The organism is Uniformispora flossi (assembly GCF_049534875.1).
In the GTDB taxonomy this organism is placed as follows: domain Bacteria; phylum Actinomycetota; class Actinomycetes; order Streptomycetales; family Streptomycetaceae; genus Yinghuangia; species Yinghuangia aomiensis.
The window spans coordinates 1-21,303 of the sequence record NZ_JBMULZ010000024.1; the positions used below are offsets into that span (position 1 = coordinate 1).

General features: G+C 72.2%; 20 protein-coding genes. 8 read left to right on the top strand and 12 right to left on the bottom strand.

Annotated elements, in window-relative coordinates; all coding sequences use genetic code 11:
* Window positions 1-137: 137 nt before the first annotated feature.
* Complete coding sequence (locus ACPA54_RS34315; protein ID WP_423535737.1) at window positions 138-1,598, bottom strand: LCP family protein; 1,461 nt, start codon at window positions 1,596-1,598, stop codon at window positions 138-140.
* 420 nt (window positions 1,599-2,018) lie between these two features.
* Window positions 2,019-2,507 (bottom strand): nitroreductase/quinone reductase family protein, encoded by a 489-nt coding sequence (locus ACPA54_RS34320; RefSeq protein ID WP_345679795.1) that lies wholly within the window; start codon window positions 2,505-2,507, stop codon window positions 2,019-2,021.
* Window positions 2,508-2,769: 262 nt separating this feature from the next.
* Here ACPA54_RS34320 and ACPA54_RS34325 point away from each other — a divergent pair, with 262 nt between their 5' ends.
* Window positions 2,770-3,642 carry a ribonuclease BN gene (locus tag ACPA54_RS34325; RefSeq protein WP_423535739.1) on the top strand — a complete coding sequence of 291 codons (873 nt, stop codon included), beginning with the start codon at window positions 2,770-2,772 and terminating at the stop codon, window positions 3,640-3,642.
* A 142-nt stretch (window positions 3,643-3,784) separates the two neighbouring features.
* Window positions 3,785-4,492, top strand: coding sequence for a B3/B4 domain-containing protein (locus ACPA54_RS34330; protein ID WP_423535741.1), 708 nt, complete (start codon window positions 3,785-3,787; stop codon window positions 4,490-4,492).
* Window positions 4,493-4,496: 4 nt separating this feature from the next.
* Here the strand turns inward: ACPA54_RS34330 and ACPA54_RS34335 are convergent, their stop codons facing one another.
* The 7 genes from ACPA54_RS34335 to ACPA54_RS34365 form a co-directional block, all read right to left on the bottom strand.
* Window positions 4,497-4,847, bottom strand: coding sequence for a VOC family protein (locus ACPA54_RS34335; RefSeq protein ID WP_423535742.1), 351 nt, complete (start codon window positions 4,845-4,847; stop codon window positions 4,497-4,499).
* A 76-nt stretch (window positions 4,848-4,923) separates the two neighbouring features.
* On the bottom strand, window positions 4,924-5,202 hold the full coding sequence (locus ACPA54_RS34340; RefSeq protein ID WP_423535744.1) for a hypothetical protein: 279 nt from the start codon (window positions 5,200-5,202) through the stop codon (window positions 4,924-4,926).
* A 462-nt stretch (window positions 5,203-5,664) separates the two neighbouring features.
* On the bottom strand, window positions 5,665-6,102 hold the full coding sequence (locus ACPA54_RS34345; RefSeq protein ID WP_423535745.1) for a VOC family protein: 438 nt from the start codon (window positions 6,100-6,102) through the stop codon (window positions 5,665-5,667).
* Between the two features lie 62 nt (window positions 6,103-6,164).
* The gene (locus ACPA54_RS34350) at window positions 6,165-7,049 is read right to left on the bottom strand and encodes a helix-turn-helix domain-containing protein (RefSeq protein WP_423535747.1); all 885 of its coding nucleotides are present in this window, start codon (window positions 7,047-7,049) and stop codon (window positions 6,165-6,167) included.
* 84 nt (window positions 7,050-7,133) lie between these two features.
* Window positions 7,134-7,613 carry a hypothetical protein gene (locus ACPA54_RS34355; RefSeq protein WP_423535749.1) on the bottom strand — a complete coding sequence of 160 codons (480 nt, stop codon included), beginning with the start codon at window positions 7,611-7,613 and terminating at the stop codon, window positions 7,134-7,136.
* Window positions 7,614-7,811: 198 nt separating this feature from the next.
* Window positions 7,812-8,312 (bottom strand): metallophosphoesterase family protein, encoded by a 501-nt coding sequence (locus ACPA54_RS34360; protein WP_423535751.1) that lies wholly within the window; start codon window positions 8,310-8,312, stop codon window positions 7,812-7,814.
* Between the two features lie 128 nt (window positions 8,313-8,440).
* Window positions 8,441-9,559, bottom strand: a complete 1,119-nt coding sequence (locus ACPA54_RS34365; RefSeq protein WP_423535890.1) for an MFS transporter — start codon at window positions 9,557-9,559, stop codon at window positions 8,441-8,443.
* A gap of 400 nt (window positions 9,560-9,959) precedes the next feature.
* Between ACPA54_RS34365 and ACPA54_RS34370 the strand changes: the two genes are divergently transcribed.
* Entirely contained in the window at window positions 9,960-10,796 is an 837-nt protein-coding gene (locus tag ACPA54_RS34370; protein WP_423535753.1) for an undecaprenyl-diphosphate phosphatase, read from the top strand.
* Window positions 10,797-10,809: 13 nt separating this feature from the next.
* Here ACPA54_RS34370 and ACPA54_RS34375 read toward each other — a convergent pair whose 3' ends face one another.
* Entirely contained in the window at window positions 10,810-12,294 is a 1,485-nt protein-coding gene (locus ACPA54_RS34375; RefSeq protein WP_423535755.1) for a sensor histidine kinase, read from the bottom strand.
* A 50-nt stretch (window positions 12,295-12,344) separates the two neighbouring features.
* Window positions 12,345-13,091, bottom strand: coding sequence for a response regulator transcription factor (locus tag ACPA54_RS34380; protein WP_345680482.1), 747 nt, complete (start codon window positions 13,089-13,091; stop codon window positions 12,345-12,347).
* Between the two features lie 161 nt (window positions 13,092-13,252).
* On the opposite strand from ACPA54_RS34380, the gene ACPA54_RS34385 reads away from it, so the two are divergent.
* On the top strand, window positions 13,253-15,463 hold the full coding sequence (locus ACPA54_RS34385; RefSeq protein WP_423535757.1) for an MMPL family transporter: 2,211 nt from the start codon (window positions 13,253-13,255) through the stop codon (window positions 15,461-15,463).
* A gap of 23 nt (window positions 15,464-15,486) precedes the next feature.
* Here the strand turns inward: ACPA54_RS34385 and ACPA54_RS34390 are convergent, their stop codons facing one another.
* A complete protein-coding gene (locus ACPA54_RS34390; RefSeq protein WP_423535759.1) occupies window positions 15,487-16,968 on the bottom strand; it encodes an MFS transporter in 1,482 nt (493 codons plus the stop codon).
* A 50-nt stretch (window positions 16,969-17,018) separates the two neighbouring features.
* Between ACPA54_RS34390 and ACPA54_RS39055 the strand changes: the two genes are divergently transcribed.
* From ACPA54_RS39055 to ACPA54_RS34410, 4 genes are all read left to right on the top strand, one after another.
* Complete coding sequence (locus tag ACPA54_RS39055) at window positions 17,019-17,378, top strand: hypothetical protein (RefSeq protein WP_479729427.1); 360 nt, start codon at window positions 17,019-17,021, stop codon at window positions 17,376-17,378.
* A gap of 132 nt (window positions 17,379-17,510) precedes the next feature.
* On the top strand, window positions 17,511-18,134 hold the full coding sequence (locus tag ACPA54_RS34400; protein WP_423535761.1) for a hypothetical protein: 624 nt from the start codon (window positions 17,511-17,513) through the stop codon (window positions 18,132-18,134).
* A 79-nt stretch (window positions 18,135-18,213) separates the two neighbouring features.
* Window positions 18,214-19,137 carry a DUF5954 family protein gene (locus ACPA54_RS34405; protein ID WP_423535763.1) on the top strand — a complete coding sequence of 308 codons (924 nt, stop codon included), beginning with the start codon at window positions 18,214-18,216 and terminating at the stop codon, window positions 19,135-19,137.
* A gap of 177 nt (window positions 19,138-19,314) precedes the next feature.
* The gene (locus tag ACPA54_RS34410; RefSeq protein ID WP_423535765.1) at window positions 19,315-21,276 is read left to right on the top strand and encodes an NAD(P)-binding protein; all 1,962 of its coding nucleotides are present in this window, start codon (window positions 19,315-19,317) and stop codon (window positions 21,274-21,276) included.
* Window positions 21,277-21,303 lie beyond the last annotated feature (27 nt).

The following is a 21,303-nucleotide window of genomic DNA, read 5'->3' on the forward strand; positions in this document are numbered from 1 at the left end:
GGTGGGGGGGGTGTTTTTTTGTTTTCACCCCCCCGGGGGGCCCCCCCCGGCCGGCGGGGGGGGCGCCCCCTCCGGCGGCGGCGCCCCCGGGCCCCCCCCCCGGGCCCCCCGCGGCATGCTCGCCTGTCAGGCGCCGATCACCCGTACGACAGGTCCGCGCACACGTCCTCGTCCGCCGACCGCGCGTCGTCGGCGACCTTCGTGGGCACCGAGGTCGGGGCGGGCGCCGACGGCGAGCCGGACGCCTTGGGCCCGGTGGCGGCGTAATCGGCGCCGAGCACGACGCGGATGCCGGTGACGCCGTCGGCCTGCCGCACCTGCGCGCCGGGGAACGCCGCGGCCACGGTCTTCGCCTGCTCGGCCTTGCCGGCCGCGTACTCGACCAGCGTGGTGGTCTGGTCCTGCACCTTCGCGGTGCCCGCCGCGGTCACGGTGAAGCCCTGGGCCTTGAGCATGTCCGAGGCACGGCCGGCCAGGCCGGGGGTGACGGTGCCGTTGTAGACGCCGACGCGGATGCCGCTGCCGTTGACCGTCGGCGGGGCGGTGGTGGGCGCCGCGGGCGGGGTGGCCGAGGCGGACGGGTTCTGGCCGTTCTGGCCGCTCGCGTCCTGGTTGTCGAGGGTCCGGTCGTCGCGGATCGCGGCCCACACGGCGTTCGCGTCCGGCTGCACGATCGCGACGTCTTCACCCTGGTAGCGCCACGGTACGGTGCTGAACTTGATGTTGTGCAGGTCGATGTCCTTGAGGCCGAGCCCGAAGGACAGCAGCTTGTCGACCGAGTTGAGTCCGGGGTCGAACGTCATGGACTTCGCGGCGGACTCGGCGAGCGGCAGCAGCGTCGTGGGGCTGAGGCCCTTCGCCTTGATGGCCTTGAGCAGGCTGGAGATGAAGGCCTGCTGGCGCTTGATACGGCCGATGTCCGAGCCGTCGCCGATGCCGTGCCGGATGCGGACGTAGTCGAGCGCTTTCTGCCCGGAGACCTTCTGCGGGCCCTTGGGGAAGACCAGTGCGCCCTTGTGCCCGAGGTTGGGGTTGAGGTCGCCCTCGTACACGTCCTTGGGCATGCACACGTCGACGCCGTTCACCGCGGAGGTCATGGCGGCGAACCCGGCGAAGTTCACCACGATCGTGTGGTCGACGCGCAGTCCGGTGAGCTTCTCGACCGTGTTCTGGGTGCAGGCCGGGTTGCCGTCCTTGAACAGCCCCACCTCGAACGCCGAGTTGATCTTGACGTTGTTCTTGGGCTTGGTCCACGTTCCGTCTTGTTGGCGGCACGACGGCACCGTGACGAGCGTGTCACGCGGGATGGACACCGCGACGGCGTGCTTGTGGTCCGCGTACACGTGCATGAGGAGCGTCGTGTCGGACCCGCCGACGTTCTCCGCGCTGCCCCCGGCGAAGTCCGAGTTGTCGCCCGACCGCGAATCGGAGCCGAGGATCAGGATGTTCTGCCCCGGCGACGTGTCCGGCGGCCGATCCTGGGCGACGCCGTCGTCGCTGAACGTGTTGATGTCCTTGTTCAGCTTGTAGTAGATCCAGCCGGCGCCGGAGAAGATCACCACGAGGAGGACCAGCGTCGTGATTCCGGCGGTGCGCAATCGCCGGCGCCACCGGATGCGTCGCCGGTCGCCGCGTATCGCGCGTCGGGCCGCGGCACGCGATTGCTGTTCTTCTCGGACGGTCACGGGTCTCCATCGCTCGTCGTACCAACGGCCGGCGCCCGCAGCCGCGCGCGTCCAACGATGGAGACGGTTACCGGCGGCGAGTAGTTCCGTAGTTGCGAAATCCCTACACCGACGGCGATGGCCGCACGTACGCGCTACAAGGCGTCGACCATGCAGCATGCACAACACTTCAACAGTTAAGCAACTATGCAAGCGCAAGGGTCGGGCAAACGGATCGTGGTGCGGTCCCGACGTCGCGACCCCACCCCATCACGGGTCCCGGGCACAGGAAAAGCCCGCCGCCCCCGGGGAGATTCCGGGCGCAGCGGGCGTTTTCGCCACACAGGGGGGTGCTCAGCCGCGGCTGGCGATCCGCACCGTCTCGGGCAGGCGGACGAGCGGGATCCGGCGGTCGCAGTTGGCCTGGTAGTCCTTGTAGAACGGGCGCTCGGCGGTCAGCGCGGCCCAGGTGGCGGTGTACTCGTCGCCGTCCAGGACCTCGTGGTCGCTCCAGTACGTGGCACCCTGCACGCGCACCAGCAGCTGCGGGTTGGCGGTGCGGTCCGAGAGGTTGGTGAACCAGGCCGGGTTCTGCGGCGCGCCCGCGAACGACGCGACGACGACGCGGTGCCCGTCCTTGTCCGCCCAGAACGGCAGCGCGACCTTGTGCAGGTTTCCGGTGCGCCGGCCGACCGTGTGGATGAGGACGTGGTTCATCCCGCCGTAGATCCACACCGAGTCGTCGTCGGTGGCTTCCAGGCCCTGCACGTGCTGGCGGCTGATCGCGGGGATGTCGTCACGCGAGGGTGTGACGAACTCCTCCGGCTTGAGGTTCTCGGACATGCCGGGAGCCTAGGGACGAGCCTCCCCCGAAGGCAACGCTTTCGGACGCATTATCTGACGCTCCGTCATATGCCGAAAATCACGTCCGGCGATTGAATCGTCCGTGCAGGTGGCGAGGGGTGCGGCCCGGACAGGCACGGCCCGCCCGACCGGGGTGGCGGTCATGTCCCGCGGGATAGTCGAGCGCCAACCGGGTAGCGCACATTCAGGCCACGGCGACGGCGCCGGGCCGGCAGACGGCGGACCGAAACGGAAGGGCGCCATGAGCGAGCGGCGCGACGAGCCCGCCCAGGACGGCCGACAGCGCCGCACCGCGGCCCGGCAGGCGGCAGGGCGCAGACTGTCCGGGAACGCGGGCGTCCGGCGGTCGGTGGCCAGTGCGCGGGGCTGCTACCAGCACGCCACCGACGTGGAGCTGATGCACCGTTCGATGGGCTTCGCCGCGCTGGGGCTGGTCACGCTGGTGCCGCTGCTCATCGTCATGGCCGCGGCGAACCCGCTGCCCGAGGACGTGGCCTATCCCGGGTTCGGCGGGTGGATCGTGGACGCGATGGGGATCTCCGGCCGATCAGCCGCCTCGGTGCAGGATCTGTTCACCGCGCCGCGCCAGGTGCTGAGCACCACGAGCGCGTTCAGCCTCGCCATCCTCGCGGTGTTCGGCCTGACCTTCGCCTCCAGCGTGCAGACCGGCTACGCCAAGATCTGGGGCCTGACCGTCGGCGCGTGGCACCGGGCGTGGCGCGGCACGATCTGGCTCGCCGTGCTCAGCCTCTACCTGTTCGGCATGGCGGCCAGCCGCGACCTGCCCCTCGACAGCGCGTCCCACAGCGTGATCCGGGTCGTCGTCATCGTCATCGGCGGCTGGCTGTTCTTCTGGTGGAGCCCCTACTTCCTCCTCGGCGGCCGCGTCCCCGCCCGCTTCCTGTCCCCGGGCGCTATCGCCACCATCGTCGGACTGGTCGGCCTGCGGCTCTTCTCCACCTTGGTCTTCGCTCCCCTGATCGTCAGCAATGCCGTCACCTACGGCACCGTCGGCACGCTCCTCGTCGTCGAGTCGTGGTTCATCGGCGCCGGGTTCGTGGTCTTCGGCGGGGCTCTGCTGGGGCACGAGCTGGTCACGGGGGCGATGGATTGAGAGGGTTGGTCCGCCCTCGCCGCGAGCCGGGGAGAACAGATCGTCGCCGCCCACCGCGCGTCCGGTTGCGTCCGGCCGCCGCGGCGCGGCAAGGTCGGGGCGTCTCCGCCCTCGGGACGCCTCAGGAAACGGAATCCGTGCCTTGCCGACTCTCCGCCTCGACGCCGCCGTCGCCGACGCCTTCCCCGACACGCTGATCGCCCTCGTGGTCGCCACCGGACTGCGCGGGCACGAGCCGTGGCCCGTCACCGAGGCGGCGGTCGCCGGGCTCGAAGGCGACTTGGCCGCGGGCACGTGGCAGCCCGCCGACGAGACCGACCCGCGCATCGAGGCCTGGCACGCGGCCTACCGGGCTTTCGGGACCAACCCGCGGCGGATCCGGCCCAGTGTCGACGCCCTCGGGCGCCGCCTCGCCAAGCGCGGCGCGCTGCCGCGGATCAACCCGGCGGTCGACTCGTACAACGCCGTTTCGGTGCGGCACGGACTGCCCGCGGGGGCGTTCGACCTGGACCGCGTCGCGGGCGACATCGCGATCCACTACGCCGACGGCACCGAGCGGTTCACCCCGCTGGGCGAACCCGGCACGGTCGAGACGCCCAAGCCCGGCGAGGTCGTCTACAGCGATGCGTCGGGTGTCCTCACCCGCCATTGGAACCACCGCGACGCCGACCGCACGCGGGTCACCGAGGACTCCCGCCGCGTGGTCTTCCTGCTCGAAACCGTCCAGGCCGCGCGTGACGGCCACCTGGTCAAGGCGGCCGCCGAGGAACTCCGCGTGCTCCTCCTGCCGCACGCGGACGCGACGACCGTGGCCTACCTGGACGCGGCAGGGCGGCAGGCCGAGGTCTGACGGGTCAGGCCGCCGGGTTCTCGATCAGCGTGACCCGGTTCCCGTCCGGGTCTTCGATCGCGGCGAACCGGGCGGTGCCGCCCGCGCCGGGCTGCACCGGGCCGAGCACCAGACCGCGTTGGGCCAAGGCGGCGGTCTCCTTGTCGAGGTCCTCGACGGCGAAGTTCACCAGCGTCGCCCCGGCCCGCTCCGGGTCCTGGAACACGTGCAGCCACCCGCCGACCGCGAGGTGCCAGTCGGCGAGCCCGGGCATGGGCCTCAGATCGGCGGGCCGGCCGAAGAGCCGCTCGTACCACGCGACCGACTGCTCGATGTCCCGCACGGGGGCGACGGCGAGGACGTGGGTGATGGCCATGGGATCCCTTTCCACTTCCGCTCGGCTTTCGCGAAATTGCGTCCGTGCAAGAAGCGACTCCCCGGCGACCGGGAAATCATCGGTCGCCGGGGAGTGAATCCGCGTGGACGGCATCGCGGCCGACGCGGGCCTCGGGGGTCAGGGGAGGCGCGGTGACGCGTTCGACCAGGGCCTGCCAGCTGTCGCCGAGAAGGCCGTCGACGTCCCGCGCCGGAGGGACGCTCGATCCGGACATGGACAGGTAGACCAGCAGCGGGCCCTCCAGCGCGGCGGTGAGCTGGAGGGAGAGGCCGTCCAGGCTGGGCATCCGTACGTCGGCCTGCCCCAGCAGCACCCGGATATGGAGCTGGGACACGGAAGCGTCGCCGGCCCGGATCGGCTGGGCGCGGTCGAGTGCCGCGCGGGCGACAGCGTGGTTGTCGAGAAGGACGCGATGCGCGCGCGGCCGTATGCGGCGAGCCGCGCCACAGGGTCGGCGCCGGGACCGAGCGGCGAGGGGCCGGAGAGGACCTGCTCCTGGAACTGCCGCTCGGCCGCGCCCAGCAGGGCCCGGAAGATGCCGCCCGGGCGCCGAAGCGACGGAAGACGGTGCCTTTGCCCAGCCCGGCACGTTCGGCCAGGCCGTCCATCGTCACGTGCTCCACGCCTGCTCCACGCCGTGCTCCACGACGAGTTCGCGGGCGGTCTCGAGCAGGCGCCCCGAGGCCCTCACCGCGGCCCGCGAGGCCGGCCGCTCACTCGCCGGGCGACCGGCACTCCGGGCCTGGCGACCGGACGCACCAGGGCGTTTCTGGTGGATATTCACACCAGAAACGCCCTAGCCGTCGAGTTCCTGCATGCGCTGCTGGAGTTCGTCGGGAGTCAGCGATTCGAGGGGCTGGGCGATCATCCACACGTGGCCGAACGGGTCGGCGAGGCGGCCGCTGCGCTGGCCGTAGTGCTGGTCGCTCACGGGGAACACGACGGTCGCGCCGCCGCGCACCATCGCGTCGGCCACGGCGTCGGCGTCGGCCACCTCCAGGGCGATGATCACGGGGGTGCCGCCGAGCGCGTTCGGGTGGGGGTCGATGCCCTCGTCCTTGACAGCGATCGGCACGCCGCCGATGCGCAGCATGGCGTGCACGATGTGGCCGTCCTTGTCGGTGTATCGCTCGACCTCCTCGGCGCCGAGCGCCGAGCGGTAGAAGTCGATCGCCCGCGCGGCGTCGGAGACGACGAGGCGTGCGTAGAGGCCGTGGATGTCGGTGTTCGTCATGGGTCCAGGATTGCCCGTGACCGGCGCCCGGGATTGTAGGAATCGGCGCGGGCGCGGCGCGGTCACCCGAGCAGCGGCACGTGGTTGAGCGCGGCGGCGGACCGCGGGGCGTACGCGGTCGGCGTCATCCCGGCGAGCGCCCGGAACTCGTGGATCAGGTGGGCCTGGTCGTGGTAGCCGACCTCGGCCGCGAGCAACGCCCAATCGTGGCTTTCGGGTTCGCCGTTCACCCGGGCGAGGAGCCGCTGGAAGCGCCGGATCCGTGCGTACCGCTTCGGCGACAACCCGACCTGCGCGGCGAACGCGGCGGACAGCCGCCGCGTGGTCCAGCCGATCCCGTCCGCGGCCTCGGCCACCGACACGCCGCGGCCGAGCCGCGCGGCGGCCATGCGCACCGCGGGGTCCGGCGCGCGCTCAGGTGCGGCAACCTCCGCCAAAGCCGCCTCGAGTTCCCGCAGGCACGCCTGCGGTCCCCCGGCCGCCGCGGCCTCCAGCAGCCGTTCGCGCAGGACGGCCCCGCCCCGCCCCCACAGGTCCTCGAGCCCGACCAGCCGTTCCCGCACCGCGGCCAACGGCACCGCGGCGAACGGCCCCGCCCCGGCGGTATGGAAAGCCGCCCACACGACGGCCCGCTGCTGCTCCGGCTCGACCACGACGGGCCCGGACTGCGGGCCTTGCAACGCCGCCCCGCGGGTGAGCCGATCGGCACCGGCCGCGCGGGAGCCCAGCTCGTCCCGGTCGAGGTTCACCAGGAGCTGGAGCCCGCCGTTCGGCAGTACCAGCTCAGCGGCCTGCGGGAATGAGCCTCCGCCCGCCTCCCCCGCGTACCCGATCACCCGGACGAACGGCGCGAGCGACGGCAGCGAGGGCCGCCGCACCACCGAGACATACGGGTCCGGCACCACCGGCCCCGCCGGGGTGCGCCCGCCACCACGCGTTGGTCCCACATCGGCAGCCTACGTCGGGCCGCGCGAAAGGCGTCCGCGGGCCGATGGGCCCGGGACGCCGCGGGCCTCTCCCGCGCGGCTTCGCTACTTCAGGTCGATCGTCAGCTTGTCGTCGTCCTTCGTCGGGTGGTCGATGGTGATCGTGCCGGAGGCGCCGACGTACGTGCCGGTGCCGCCGGTGACGGCGAAGGTGTGGGACCACGGGGTGTACGTCGTCGCGATCTCGGTGACCGAGGGCAGCGGACGCTGGAAGGCGGCGTTGGCGGTGATCTGGCCGTCGTTCAGGACCAGGACGAGCGTCGAGACGACGAGGGCGCCGTCGAGGCCGACGGTGACCGGGACGGTGAACGCGCTCTCGGTGCCTGCCGCCTTGCCGTTCGCGTCGGTCAGGTCGTAGTGCACGAAGTAGCCCGCGCCCGGGGTCAGCACGTTCGGGATATTCGCGCCGGAGCGCTTGCCCGTCAGCACGAACTGCCCGGCACGCGCCGGCGCGGCCTCCGCGGCCCCCGCGACGCCGACGGCGAGGCCGGCGCCGACCGCGGCGGCCGAGGTCAGGCGGAACATGCTCCGGCGGTCGATTTTCGTGCGGTCGGCGGTCGTCAAAGCACACCCCGGGGTCGTTTCGTGGAACCGGTACGCGTCCGCGCACCCTGGCGGAGATGTCCTCCCCGGCCGAAACCACAACTCCTCCGTTGCCCGCACGAATTCACCACATCGGACCAACGGGCCGTTGCGGAAGCGGAAGGCGAACGCCCGGATCCGCTACAGCGCGACCAGCCGCACGTCGGTCAGCACGCCGTCGGTGACGTCGGCGGTCATGTACGTGTGTTGCGGCTGACTGCGCCGGTCGGTCGGCGAGCCGGGGTTCAGCAGGCGCAGGCCGCCGGGGGCGGTGGTGTCCCACGGGATGTGGCTGTGCCCGAAGACCAGCAGGTCGGTGTCCGGAAACCGTGCCGCACAACGCCGTTCCCGCCCGGCCGCGGCCCCGGTCTCGTGCACGACCGCCAACCGCAGCCCGTCGACGTCGGCCCGCGCGACCTCGGGCAACCGGGCCCGCAGCTCGGGCCCGTCGTTGTTGCCGTACACGGCAACAAGCCGCCGCGCCCGCGCGGTGAAGAGGTCGAGCGTGGCCTCGTCCACCCAGTCCCCGGCATGCACGACGACATCGGCGGCGCTGATGGCCGCGAGGAGCGGCTCGGGGAGGAGCCGGGCGCGCCGGGGGATGTGGGTGTCGGTGGTGAGGAGGAGGCGGGTGGTGGGCAAGGGAGGTCCTCAGAGCTGAGCGGGAACGGCGGCTGCGGGGGTGGCTGACGACTATTCTCCGCAATCAGTGCGCGCGAAGCGGCCCGCTGCCGAAGAGCGTCCGGGTGTCGGCACCCCACCGAGAAGCGTCAGTCGCGCCACCGACCGGACGACACCACCGCCGACACCCCCAGCACCACCCCCAGCACCACGAACCCCCACCCCAGCGAGGCCCCCGCCGCAATCGACGCGACCAGCAACGGGCCTCCCGCGTCGCCGAGTTCCCGCCCAAGCTCGGCGGTCCCCAGGGTCTGGCCCAGACGTTCCCGCGGCGTGCCGGCAACCAACGCGGCGAAAGCCAACGGGGTGATGACACCCGTCCCCATGCCGATCAGTACAGCCGCGAGGAGCAAGCCGAGGACGCCCGGCAGCACCGCCGCCGCCAAGCCGCACGCGATCAACACCAAACCCGCGGTCACTCCGGTGCGAGCCGTCAGGTGTCCCGCGTCCAGCGCGCGACCCGCCTGGGGTTGGGTCACGGCCGCACACAGGGCCAGGGCCGAGACCGCGGCGCCCGTAGCCACCGGGGACAGGCCGTCGGTGCGGCCGGCCAGGGGGAGGAAGCCGACGCCGACGGACAGTGCCGCCGTCGCCGCCGCCAGAGCGGTGACCGGGCGGAGGAACGCGCCATCGGTGAGGCGGCGGGCGAGGTCGGCCAAGGTCTGCCGGGTCTTGGGCAGCGGGGGTACGGTGGGCACCGCGGCCGCCGCCCAGAGCGCGACTGCCGCCGCGACCGCCGTCAGGACCGCGAACAGCAGGGTCAGGCCGCCCGTCCACACCAGTACGCCGCCGAGCAGCGGGCCCGCCGTGTAACCGATGCTCTTCGCAAAGCCGTACGTGCCGAACGCCCGCCCGTGCCCGGCCCGGGGGTTCAGCCGGGCCACGAGCGCGGACGCGGCCGGAGAGAACGCCGATGCCCCCGCGCCCTGTCCCAGCCGTGCCGCCCACAGCCAGCCCGGGTCGCGGACGGCGACGAACAGCGCCGATGCCCCCGCGAAGCCGATCAGTCCGCCCACCAGCACCGGCCGTGCGCCCACGTGGTCGGCCAGCGTCCCGAACACCGGCTTCAGCACCACCTCCGCGCCGTCGTACAGCGCCAGCAGGACGCCGAGGTAGAGCACCGAGCGGAGCGGCTCCGCCCCGAGGTTGGCGGCAATACCGTGCGCGCCGAATGCCGTGGTGAACCCGGCCGCATACAGCGGCCACATCATCCGCCGACTCGCGGACCGCCCGCTCACAGCGCCTCTCCCACGGCCGCCCAGCGCCCGGCGGGAAGCGCCCCCGGCCACGCCCGACGCCTTTCTCCCACCTCCTCAACGTAGCGCCGTGCCACCCCGGGCCCGGCGCACGTCGACCGCCCAGATCCCGCCCGCCGAGCTGGCGCGTCGCCGCCGGTCTCGGCGCCGCGTTCACGGGTGCCGCGGCGGCCCAGGCCGTGTGGGGCTGAGCCGCCCCGGCGGATTCCTCCGAATGGCCGACGTGCCGAACGGCCGACGACCGGCCTTGCGGCGGTAAGCCTGTATCCGGGGACCGGAGGCAGACTCCGTCTCCCCCGCCCCGCCGCCGATCGCGGCAGCGCGACGCCTCCGCTCCACCCCGGAAGGACCCATGAGCGCCATCAGCCTCGGCCAAGCGGTCGTCCTCGGCATCGTCGAAGGGGTCACGGAGTTCCTGCCCGTGTCCTCGACCGGGCATCTGAAGATCACCGAAGGGATCATGGGCATCCCGGTCGACGACACCGCCGTGGTGGGGTTCACCGCGGTCATCCAGGTCGGGGCGATCGCCGCCGTGCTGGTGTACTTCGCCCAGGACATCGCCCGGATCGCCACCGCGTGGACGCGCGGTCTGCGGGAGCCGGAGGAGCGGTACCACCACGACTACAAGTTCGGCTGGTGGGTCATCTACGCCACGATCCCGATCGTGGTCGTCGGCCTCGCCGCCAAGCCGCTGATCAACGGCCCGCTCGCCTCCTTGTGGGTGGTGGCCGGGTCGCTGATCGCGGGCAGTGCGGTGATGTGGGCGGCCGACCAAGTGGGCCGCCACAAGCGCGGCGACGACGACACCTCCCTCATGGACACGATGCTCGTCGGCTGCTCGCAGATCCTCGCGCTGCTGTTCCCCGGCTTCTCCCGCTCCGGCGCGACGATCTCCACCGGGCTCTTCCTCGACCTCGACCGGGTCGCCGCCACGCGCCTGTCGTTCTTCCTCGGCATCCCGGCCCTCACCGGCGCCGGGCTGTACGAGCTGAAGGACGCGCTCGGCTCCGGGGCCGGTGCCGGGCCGCTCGTGGCCGGCACGCTGGTGTCGTTCCTGGTCGCGTACGCGTCCATCGCGTGGCTGCTCAAGTTCGTCGCCCGGCACACGTTCAATGCGTTCGTGGTCTACCGGATCGTCGTCGGCGTCTTGCTGTTCGGCCTCCTGGGGACGGGCGCGATCAGCGCCTGAGCACGGCACGGCGTCACGACCGCACCGCAGGTTCCGCCGCCCGGTCGTCGGCGGGCACGGCCGCCGCCGCGGGCAGCCGGACCTCGACGGTGAGCCCCGCGCCCGGGGCGGTGTCGACGGAGACCGTGCCGCCGTTCGCCGCGACGGCGGCCCGGACCACGGCCATGCCGAGGCCGCTGCCGGTCTCGGCAGGGGCGGCGCCGTCGACCGCCGCTCCCCCGTCCCGCGAGGCGCGGAAGAACCGGTCGAAGATCCGTTCGGCGTCCTGCGGGCGCATCCCGGGGCCTTCGTCGCGGACGCGCAGCACGCGCCGGCGGTCGCCGTCGTCGGCGACGGTGACCCGCACGTCCGCGGACACCGGCGTGTGCGTCCGCACGTTTGCCAGCAGGTTGGCCACGATCTGACACAGCGTCGCCTCGTCGCCGAGGACGAGGCAGGCGTCCGGCACGTCCACCTCGACCCGCCGCTCCGGCTGCTGCGCGCTCAGGTCGGCGGCCGCGCCGCGCACCAGCGCCGCCAGGTCGACCGGCCGGCACTGCACGCTGGGCCGTTGGTCGAGCCGGGCCAAGGCGAGGAGTTCGTCCACGAGCCGGGCCATCCGCTCGGCTTCGAAACTCATCCGGCTCAGCGCGCGGCGCTCCTCCTCCGGCGTGGTCAGCATGCCCTTCTCGTACAGCTGCAAATATCCGCGGATGGCCGCGAGCGGCGTGCGCAGCTCGTGGGAGGCGTCCGCGACGAACTGTTTGAGGTGGGCGGCGGCGTGCTCGCGGGTTTTGAACGCTCCTTCGACCTGGTGCAGCATCGCGTTGAGCGCGGTACGCAGTTGTTCGACTTCGGCGAACGAGCGTTTGCGCGGCGCCACCCGCGCGGACAAGTCGGGCCGGTCGGGTCCGCCTTCCGCGATGCCGGAGGCCGTGTCGACCATGTCCTCGAGGGGCCGCAGGCGCCAGCGGGCACCGCAGTAGATGAACGTGCCGAGCAAGAGCACGAGGACGCCGCCGACGGCGAGTTCCATGTGGACGACCTTGTCCACCACCCCGTTCGCGTCGTCCATGGTCCGGGCCAGCAGGACGAACTCGCCGTCGGGCAGCGCGGCGACCACCGCGCGGTAGGACTTCCCGCCGGCCGACACGTCGAACGGCTTCTCGTGCGCGGGCGTGCCCCTCGGGCCGCGGATCGCCGCGGCGAGGGCGCGCTGCACCGGGCTCGGGTCGCTCCCGGCCAGCGGCAGCGCGGTGCCCTGCGCGTCGACGAGGACGAACGTGTTCCCGTGCAGCCCGGCCGCCTCCAGCGCGTCGTGCAGCCCCAGCACCGAGCCGATGACGGAGAGCTGCGCCCGCGTCATGTGGGTCTGCTCGATGCTGTCGCGCCCGGACGTCAGGTCGTTGTCGATCCCGGACAGCAGGTAGTGGCGGATGCCCATCATGCTGAACCAGATCAGCAGCGCCAGTCCGACGGCCAGCACGACGATGCTGCTGAGCGCCAGTTTGGCGCGCATCGCGACGGAGTGCGGGCGCCGTTCGGCGGAGCCGGGCCGGTGGTGCCGTCTCACGCGGCGCCGCCGACCGCCGGGGCGAGCCCGTAGCCGACGCCGCGGCGCGTGGTGATGAGCGGCGTCCCGTCGGCGGCGAGCGGGTCGAGCTTGCGGCGCAGGTAGCTGATGTAGGTCTCGACCACGGTGGATTCGACGGTGTGCTCGTACCGCCACACCTCGCGCAGCAGTTGCTCCTTGGGCACGATCCGGTCGGCGTGCCGCATCAAGTGGCGGAGCAGCGCGAATTCGGTGGGCGTGAGTTCCACGCTGTGGTCGCCGCGCCGGGCCAGGTAGGTGGCCTCGTCCAGTTCCAGGTCGCCGTGCCGGAGGACGGGCGGGCGCGGCGCGGGCGGTGCGGTCTCGGCCGCCGCGGGGCGGGTGCGGCGCAGCACGGCGCGGGTGCGGGCGACGAGTTCGTCGACGTTGAACGGTTTGGTGATGTAGTCGTCGCCGCCGAGGGTGAGGCCTTTGACGATGTCCGCGGGGGCGTCGCGGGCGGTGAGGAAGACGACGGCCAGTTCGGGCCGCTCGGCGCGCAGGATGCGGCACACCTGGCGTCCGTCGCCGTCCGGGAGGGAGATGTCCAGGAGGACGGCGTCGGGCCGGGTGCTGCGGGCGGCGGCGAGTGCCGTCTGGACGCCGTCGGCGGTGACCACGTCGAATCCGTGGAACCGCAGGGTGATGGCCAGGACGTCCGCGATGCTCGGCTCGTCTTCGACCACCAACACGGTTGCTCCGCCTCGTGCCTGACTGCTGCTCATGTTCCGATTATCGACCGCGGGCTTGCGGAACTCCGGGGCGTAGGTTGTGAGCTTCTTGTGAGTCGCCGTACCGCCGGTCGTTCCGCGGCCGCCGCCGACCGAGTCTGGGGCCGGCAGACGGATCTCCGGGCGGGTCCCGGACGACGATCGGGAGGGCGGCCATGGCGGCCTGGGCACGGTGGTGTCTCAAGCACCGTTCGGTGGTGCTCGTGTTGTGGGTGGGGTTGCTGTTCGGGACGGTGGCGGCGGCCGTGAGCGCGGGGACGGCGTATTCGAACGTCTTCAGGATTCCGGGTACCGGCTCGTCGGCGGCGTACGACCGGTTGCGGGAGGCGGTGCCGGACCAGGCGGGCGACGTCGACACGATCGTGTGGGAGAACGAGCGCGGCAGCGTCCGCGACCCGGCGGTTCGCGAGCGCATCGACGCGCTGCTCGCGGACGTCGCGCGTATGCCGGACGTGGGGAAGGTGTCGAGCCCGTACGAGCCCGCCGGCGCCGCGCAGGTCAGTGCGGACGAGCATGTCGCCTATGCCGAGATCACGTTCGTGAAGCAGCAGTTCGAACTGGACAAGGGGAACACCAAGCGGCTGGTCGACCGGGCGAAGGAGGCCCGCATGCCCGGCCTGCGGGTCGAGCTGGGCGGTCCGGCGATCGCGGACGCGCAGGCGCCGCCGGCCGGGCTCGCCGAGATCGTGGGCATCGTGGCGGCCGGGGTCATCCTGTTCTTCGCGTTCGGTTCGCTGTTCGCGATGCTGCTGCCGCTGGTGAGCGGGGTGTTCGCGGTCGGCACGGGGTTGTCCGCGGTCGTTCTGCTGAGCCACGTCACCGACATCCCGGAGTTCGCCACGCTGCTGGGCAGCCTGATCGGGCTCGGGGTCGGCATCGACTACGCGCTGTTCATCGTGACGCGGCACCGCAACGGGCTGAAGGCCGGGCTGTCTCCCGAGGAAGCGGCGGTGCGGTCGCTGGACACGTCGGGCCGGGCGGTGCTGTTCGCGGGCGGCACGGTGGGGGTGGCGCTGCTGGCGCTGTTCACCGTCGACATCACGCTGCTGGACGGCCTCGCCGTCGCCACGATCCTGGTCGTGGTGGTGAGCGTGCTGGCCGCGGTGACGCTGCTGCCCGCGCTGCTCGGCGTCCTCGGCCTTCGCGCGCTCAGCCGGAAGGAGCGGCGGGCGTTGGCCGCGTCCGGACCGGACCCGGCGGATTCCGCGGAGGCCGGCAGCGGTGCCGCCCGCTGGGCCGGCTTCGTCCAGCGTCACCCGCGGGTCCTGGGCACGGTCGCCTTGGCCGTGATGGCGGCGCTCGCCGTGCCGGTGCTGTCGCTGCGGCTGGGCGCCAACGACCAGGGGAACCAGCGGACGTCGCAGACCGTGCGGCAGGCGTACGACATGCTCGCGGAAGGCTTCGGGCCGGGCTTCAACGGACCGCTGCTGATGGTCGCCGAGCTGCACGGACCGGGCGACGCCCGGGCGTTCGACACGCTGGTCGAGGACGTGCGGCGCACGCCCGGGGTGGTGCGTGCGGACGTCATGCCGCTGCCCGACGACGGCGGCTTGGCCTCCGCGACGCGCGCGCTCCGCGTCGTCCCGTCGACGTCGCCGCAGGCGCTCGCCACCGACAGGCTCGTCGACCGGCTGCGCGACGAGACCGTGCCGGATGCCGAACGCGGCACCACGCTGAAGGTCCACGTCGGTGGGGAGACCGCGCTGCAGAAGGACTTCGCGGCGGTGGTCGGCGACCGGATGCCCGGGTTCGTCGCGCTGATCGTCGGCTTGGGCGCGCTGCTGATGCTGGTGGCGTTCCGCAGCCTCCTGGTGCCGGTGACCGCGGCGGTGATGAACCTGATCGCCGCGGCGGCGTCGTTCGGCCTGCTGGTGATGGTGTTCCAGTGGGGCTGGGGCATGGACCTGCTGGGGCTGGGCAAGGAGGGCCCGATCGTGTCCTTCCTGCCGGTCGTCATGCTGCCGCTGCTGTTCGGCCTGTCGATGGACTACCAGGTGTTCCTGGTCAGCCGGATGCACGAGGAGTGGCTGCACACCCGCGACAACGCGCGCGCGGTCCGGGTGGGCCAGGCGGGCACCGGACGGGTCATCAACTCGGCGGCGCTCATCATGATCTTCGTGTTCAGCTCGTTCATCCTGACGGGCGACCGCGAAGGCATGATGGCGGGCATCGGCCTGGCGGGCGCCGTCGCCCTGGACGCGTTCATCCTGCGCATGATCCTTGTGCCGGCCGTCATGCACCTCCTCGGCCGCGCGAACTGGTGGCTGCCCGCGTGGCTCGACCGGATCCTCCCGCATCTCGCGGTCGACCCGCCGGACCGTCCCGCGGACGCGCGGAGCGAGGAACCGGTGAAGATCCCGGCCTGACCGCGGCGCCGGCCGCCGGACCGCTACGGAACCGCCTTCCGCGGCACGGAGGTCAGCGGCGCGGCGATGTCCTCCAACGAGCGGCGTTCCGCGCGCACCGCGAGGAACGCCGCCACGAGGCCCGCCGCGACCATCAGCGCGGCCCCGATGCAGAACGCCAGCACGGTGTCCGACACGACGCCGGTCTTGGTGAGGTCGGAGAACACCAGCGGCCCGGCGATCCCGCCGGCCGCGGTGCCGACCGCGTAGAACAGCGCGATGGCGGACGCCCGGGCTTCCATCGGGAAGATCTCGGACACCGTCAGGTACGCGCTGCTCGCCCCGGTCGACGCGACGAACAGCACCGCGCACCAGCAAGCCGTCAGCGTCACCGCGTTCAGGTGCCCGGCGCCGAACAGCCACGCGGTGCCGAAGAGCAGCACGCCGCTGCCGATGTACGTCGTGGTGATCATGACGCGGCGGCCCACGGTGTCGAACAGGTGCCCGAGGAGCAGCGGGCCGAGCAGGTTGCCGACCGCGATGACCGCGAAGTAGTAGCCGGTGCGATCGCTCGGGACGTCGTAGAACTTCTCCAGGATCGAGCCGAAGCCGAAGGTGATCGCGTTGTAGAGGAACGCCTGCCCGACGAACAGCGCGAAGCCCAGCACCGAACGCTTGGGATAGTCGCGCACCAGGGTGCGGGCGATCGCCCCCAGCCCGGCGTCCTTGTTCGGGTCGATCGTCAGATCCCGGGTGACCGGCGCGAGTTCCACGTCCTTGCCGTGCTCCCGCGCATGCTCGACGATGCGTTCCTCGGCGTCGTCGACGAGTTCCTCGGCCTCGTCGGCCCGGCCGTGCAGGCAGAGCCAGCGTGGTGATTCGGGCACGTGGCGGCGCACCAGCAGGATGACGAAGCCGAGCACCACGCCGAGTCCGAAGGTGAGCCGCCAACCGACGTTGATCGGGAAGTAGGCGGTGTTGAGCATGAACACCGACAGCAGCGCACCGGCCGCCGCGCCCGCCCAGAACGTGCCGTTCACGGCGAGGTCGACCCGCCCGCGGAAGCGCGCGGGCATGAGTTCGTCGATCGCCGAGTTGATGGCGGCGTATTCGCCGCCGATCCCGAAGCCGGTGACGAACCGGAACGCGAAGAACATCCACGCCTCGACCGACAGCGCGGTCAGCGCGGTACCGGCGAGGTACACCCCCAGGGTGACCATGAACAGCTTCTTGCGGCCATAGCGGTCGGTCAGCCACGCGAACACCAACGCGCCGACGCAGGCCCCGGCAACGTACAGCGCCGCGGCCGGGCCGGTGACCTGCGCGGAGGTGATGTCCAGCCCGCTCCCGGGCTCCGACAACCGCCCGGCGACGTTCCCGACGACGGTGACCTCAAGCCCGTCGAGGATCCATACCGAACCCAGACCGATGAGAATCCGGGTGTGCCACACCGACCACGGCAGCCGGTCCAACCGCCCGGGTACGCGTGTCGTGACAGTGGGCTTCCCGCTGTCCTGGTCCAGCACGGTATGCCTCCGATCCCTCGCTCGGCCGCGGGTCCAGGGCTTCCCGGGGGATGCGGAGGCAAACGCGGATCACCGGGACGGCGTCCGGACTTCACCCGTCTTGCGCAGCCTCGCGGGGCGGATCACGCCTCGGCCTGGGCGACCAGCCATGTCAGATCCGAAAGGACCTCGCTGGCGGCGACCACCGCCCCGAGCACTGCCGCCGCGTCGTCACCACGTCGCGCAAGTGGGGCGAACTCTGGCACCTCGACGGCGTCCCGCGCACTCGGCGCAACGCCTTGCTGCGGGCCCGGGACACCTACGACTACTCCTTCGTCGACTGGCTCTACGGCCCCACCGTGCTCTTCCCGCACGAAGAGCCGCCGCTGTTCGCGCCCATCCCGCCGGCCGGCGCGGCGGCGACCGCCTGAGCCGACCGGGGGTCCCCGCTGCCCCGGACGGCGCACCGGCGTTGCGCGTCATGGTTCTCCGGCGTCCGATGGAACGGAAAGCCATCGGCGCCGGTCCGCCGGCCCCGGAGCGGGACGAGAGAGGGACGAACCATGCAGGACCCCATGTACGTGCGCACCACGTACGCCACCGGCGACCCCGCCCGGATCGACGCCGCACTCGACGGACTGCGCAGCGAAGCCCCCGGGCTCCTGCAGGCCCAGCCCGGCTTCCGCCGCTTCGGCCTGTTCGCCGACCGCGACCTCGGCAAGATCCTCATCGGCTCGTGGTGGGACAGCGACCACGCCCGCGCGGCCAGCGACCGGCAGCTGGGCGAGCGGCGCCGGGCGCTGCTGGCGCCGTTCGCTGCGACGGTGGCCACCGAGGAGTGGGAGGCGGTGTCGTACACCCCTGCCCCGCAGCTCGGCCCGGGCGCCGGAATGCGCACGGGCCGCCTGGAGTTCGACCCCTCCGAAGCCGAGCACTTCGCCGACACCTTCGTCGGCGTCGGCCGCCCGAAGCTGGAGGCCATCGACGGCCTGGTCGGCGCGACGCTCTTCATGAACGCCGAGGCCGGCTGCGCCCTCGTCGGCACCCTCTTCCGCGACCGGGCGGCGATGGCCGCCTCCCGCGCGGCGCAGGCCGCGGTCCGCAGCGAGAGCCTGAAGGTGACGAAGGTCCAGCTGGTGGCCATGGAGGAGTACGAACTGGTCGCGCTGGCCCGCCCGGACGCCTGACGCAACGGGTCACGCCCGCCGCGCGCCGAGGGGGCCGAACACCTGCCGGATTCACGCGGACTGCGCCACGATCCGATTCATGAACATCTACGGGACCGGCGCCATCGAGCGCCGCGCGGACGCATCCCGGGAACACCGGGAAGCCACACCGCCCGAGCGGCCGGCCGACAGCGCGAACGCGTCGGCCGGCTCAGGCTGCTTCCTGCGGCTCGACACCTTCTTCGGCGTGCTCGCCGAGGCGCCGGAAGACGCGGACCGCCGGGACGTCATGTGCGGCATCATGAGCGAGACGCCGCAGGATGCGCGCAACAGCCTCGTTTTCCGGCTGTGGATCGCGGCCCTGCAACAACGGCACGACCGCGCACACCGCCGACGGGTCAAGGCCGGCATTCGGATGCTCCGGGAGGGTCGGGCGAACGATCTCGTCGTGCACGGAACCCGCTACCGCGTGGTCCGGGCGGACGGGTATGTGCGTCTGGACGCGCCCGGCCGCGGCGAACCTCCTGTCGATCGCCATGCGGCGGTGACGCGCCCGCTCGATGCGTCCGGCGAAGGAACGGTCGCCTTGGACTACCCCTACTTCCTGGATCCGGCGCTGCTGAAACCGTCGGGGCCGGCGCCCGACCGGCCGGTGCAGGCGCGGTACCCCGACGCCTTCTTCCTCCCGTGGGGCTGGCGGGTCGTACGGCGGAGCGGCGACGGCTGGATCCCGATCGGATTGCCCTGCTCGACCCCGCGGTCGGCCGTGCTCCGCTGCCGCCCCTTCCAGGACGTGCCCATGGCCGAGGAACGGCTGCCCGCCGGTCATCCGGTGCGCGCGGCATATGACGAGGCCGTGCCGGTCCTCGACGCGGCGGGACGAACCTATCCCGCGCAGATGTACGGACACACGCACGTCATCCTCCCGATCCGCCGCCTGCTCCGCTGGGGCCCCGACGGCCCCGAACCGCCCCGGGCCACCGACCTCGACGTCCCCCCGCCGCGCCGCAAACTCCGCTTGTAGACCTCGCGTTTCGGGGACTTCACAGCGCCCGGCCCGCGGGCGGCGCCGGAGCCCGCGGCCTGTTCCGCCCCGCCCACAAATTACGTCAACGCCGTGGGCATTAGGCCTTCCGCTTACGCCGCCGCCTCGTTACAGTCCCCTGGCATACCAGCCACCTGTTCCGAGGGCGGTCTACTCATGCACGAATCCTCTTGGTCGGACGAAGAGTTGGGGATGAAGCGCCGGATCACCCGGCGCGACTTCCTCGACGGCGTGGCGGTGGCGGTCGGCGCCGCGGCCGCCGGCACGGCGTTCGCCGGCTCCGCCTCCGCCGCGGAAGAGCCCGGTGCGGCAGCCCCGGGCGGAGCGGGGGCCTCCCCCGCCGGGAAACCGGCCGGCCCGTACCCGCCCGCGCTCACCGGGATGCGCGGCAGCCACGCCGGGTCGTTCGAGGTCGCGCACTCCCTGCGCGACGGCACATTTTGGGACAAGGCCGGGGAGCCGACGCAGACCGACCGGCCGTACGACCTCGTCGTCGTCGGCGCCGGCATCAGCGGCCTGTCCGCGGCGCACTATTACCTGCGCGACGTGAACCCCAAGGCGAAGATCCTCATCCTCGACCCGCACGACGACTTCGGCGGGCATGCCAAGCGCAACGAATTCACCGTCAACGGCCGCACGTTGATCGGCTACGGCGGTTCGCAGTCGATCGAGAACCCGAGCGCCTACCCGCCCGAGGCGTTCGGGATCTTCGCGGACCTCGGCATCGACCTGAAGAAGTTCGAGACCACGTACTTCGACCGCGGCTTCTACGCCCGCCACGGCGTCCGCGGCCGCGCGACCTTCTTCGCCAAGGAGATCTGGGGCCGCGACCACGTGGGCAAAGGTTTCTCCGCGGCGCAGACACTCGCGGGTGCGCCCCTCGACGACGCGAGCAAGCAAAAGCTCATCGAGGTGCTCGACGGCGACACCGACTGGATGGCGGGCATGACGCGCGACGAGAAGGTGAACCGGCTGCGGGACATCAGCTACGGCACCTACTTCACCCAGTACGCGGGCGTCACCGGCGACGCCTACCGCTACCTCCGGCACTCCACCGCGGGCGGCACCGGCGTCAACATCGACCAGTTCCCCGCCCTCGACGCCGCGTCGATGTTCTACCCCGGCATGTCCGGGCTCGGCCTGGACTACGACCACGGCCCGTGGCCCGGCATCTCCAAGTCCGGCGTGCGGTTCTGGGGCCACGAGGACCCGTACATCTACCACTTCCCGGACGGCAACGCCGGCGTCGCCCGCGCCCTCGTCCGCAAGCTCAACCCCAAGGCGCTGCCCGGCTCGACGATGGAAGACCTGGTCACTGCCCGGGTCGACTACAACCGTCTCGACCACGACGCGTCGACGACCCGGATCCGGCTCAACAGCACCGTCGTCCGGGTCAAGCACCGGCCGGACGGGCGCAGCGTCGACGTCGCGTACATGCAGGGCGGCAAGCTCTACACCGTGCGTGCCGCCGGCGTCGTCATGGCGTGCTGGAACGCGATGATCCCGTACATCGCCCCGGACCTGTCCGACGCGCAGAAGGCGGCCGGGCACGAGGCGGTCAAGTACCCGATGATCTACGCCAACATCGCCCTCACCAACTGGCGGGCGTGGCAGCGCCTCGGTGTCTCCGGGGTGTCCTTCCCGGGTGGCTTCTGGGGCAGCGCGTCGCTCGACTTCCCGGTCAGCATGGGCGACTACCGGTTCTCCGCCAACCCGGACGAGCCGATCGTCGTGCACATGGAGGCGATGCTGACCAAGCCGGACATGAACCGGCAGAAGGGCGCGAAGGCGGGGCGCGGGGCGCTCGCCCGGATGACCTTCGAGGAGATGGAGCGCTCCATCCGCGACAACCTCGCGCGCAGCCTCGGCGCGCAGGGCTTCGACCCGGCCGCGGACATCGCCGCGATCACCACCAACCGCTGGGCGCACGGCTACGCGCGCTGGTACAGCACCCCGTTCGACGCGTTCTGGCCGCAGGGCCCGACCCCGGCGGACATCATCGGCACCCCGGTCGGCCGCCTCACGGTCGCCACCACCGACCAGGCCGCACACGGCTTCGTCGACGGCGCCCTCGAGTCGGCGTACCGCGCCGTGAAGTACCTGGGCTCGCTTCGCTGATCCGCTACGCGAAAAGCACCGGGGGCA

What these genes read in the sequence shown, in the direction of transcription:
- ACPA54_RS34345 (WP_423535745.1), bottom strand. Translation starts at nt 6,102, where the DNA reads ATGACGAACACCGACATCCACGGCCTCTACGCACGCCTCGTCGTCTCC.
- ACPA54_RS34400 (WP_423535761.1), top strand. Translation starts at nt 17,511, where the DNA reads ATGCAGGACCCCATGTACGTGCGCACCACGTACGCCACCGGCGACCCC.
- ACPA54_RS39055 (WP_479729427.1), top strand. Translation starts at nt 17,019, where the DNA reads ATGCGGAGGCAAACGCGGATCACCGGGACGGCGTCCGGACTTCACCCG.
- ACPA54_RS34355 (WP_423535749.1), bottom strand. Translation starts at nt 7,613, where the DNA reads ATGTTCCGCCTGACCTCGGCCGCCGCGGTCGGCGCCGGCCTCGCCGTC.
- ACPA54_RS34320 (WP_345679795.1), bottom strand. Translation starts at nt 2,507, where the DNA reads ATGTCCGAGAACCTCAAGCCGGAGGAGTTCGTCACACCCTCGCGTGAC.
- ACPA54_RS34410 (WP_423535765.1), top strand. Translation starts at nt 19,315, where the DNA reads ATGCACGAATCCTCTTGGTCGGACGAAGAGTTGGGGATGAAGCGCCGG.
- ACPA54_RS34325 (WP_423535739.1), top strand. Translation starts at nt 2,770, where the DNA reads ATGAGCGAGCGGCGCGACGAGCCCGCCCAGGACGGCCGACAGCGCCGC.
- ACPA54_RS34380 (WP_345680482.1), bottom strand. Translation starts at nt 13,091, where the DNA reads ATGAGCAGCAGTCAGGCACGAGGCGGAGCAACCGTGTTGGTGGTCGAA.
- ACPA54_RS34370 (WP_423535753.1), top strand. Translation starts at nt 9,960, where the DNA reads ATGAGCGCCATCAGCCTCGGCCAAGCGGTCGTCCTCGGCATCGTCGAA.
- ACPA54_RS34385 (WP_423535757.1), top strand. Translation starts at nt 13,253, where the DNA reads ATGGCGGCCTGGGCACGGTGGTGTCTCAAGCACCGTTCGGTGGTGCTC.
- ACPA54_RS34335 (WP_423535742.1), bottom strand. Translation starts at nt 4,847, where the DNA reads ATGGCCATCACCCACGTCCTCGCCGTCGCCCCCGTGCGGGACATCGAG.
- ACPA54_RS34375 (WP_423535755.1), bottom strand. Translation starts at nt 12,294, where the DNA reads ATGCGCGCCAAACTGGCGCTCAGCAGCATCGTCGTGCTGGCCGTCGGA.
- ACPA54_RS34405 (WP_423535763.1), top strand. Translation starts at nt 18,214, where the DNA reads ATGAACATCTACGGGACCGGCGCCATCGAGCGCCGCGCGGACGCATCC.
- ACPA54_RS34365 (WP_423535890.1), bottom strand. Translation starts at nt 9,559, where the DNA reads ATGTGGCCGCTGTATGCGGCCGGGTTCACCACGGCATTCGGCGCGCAC.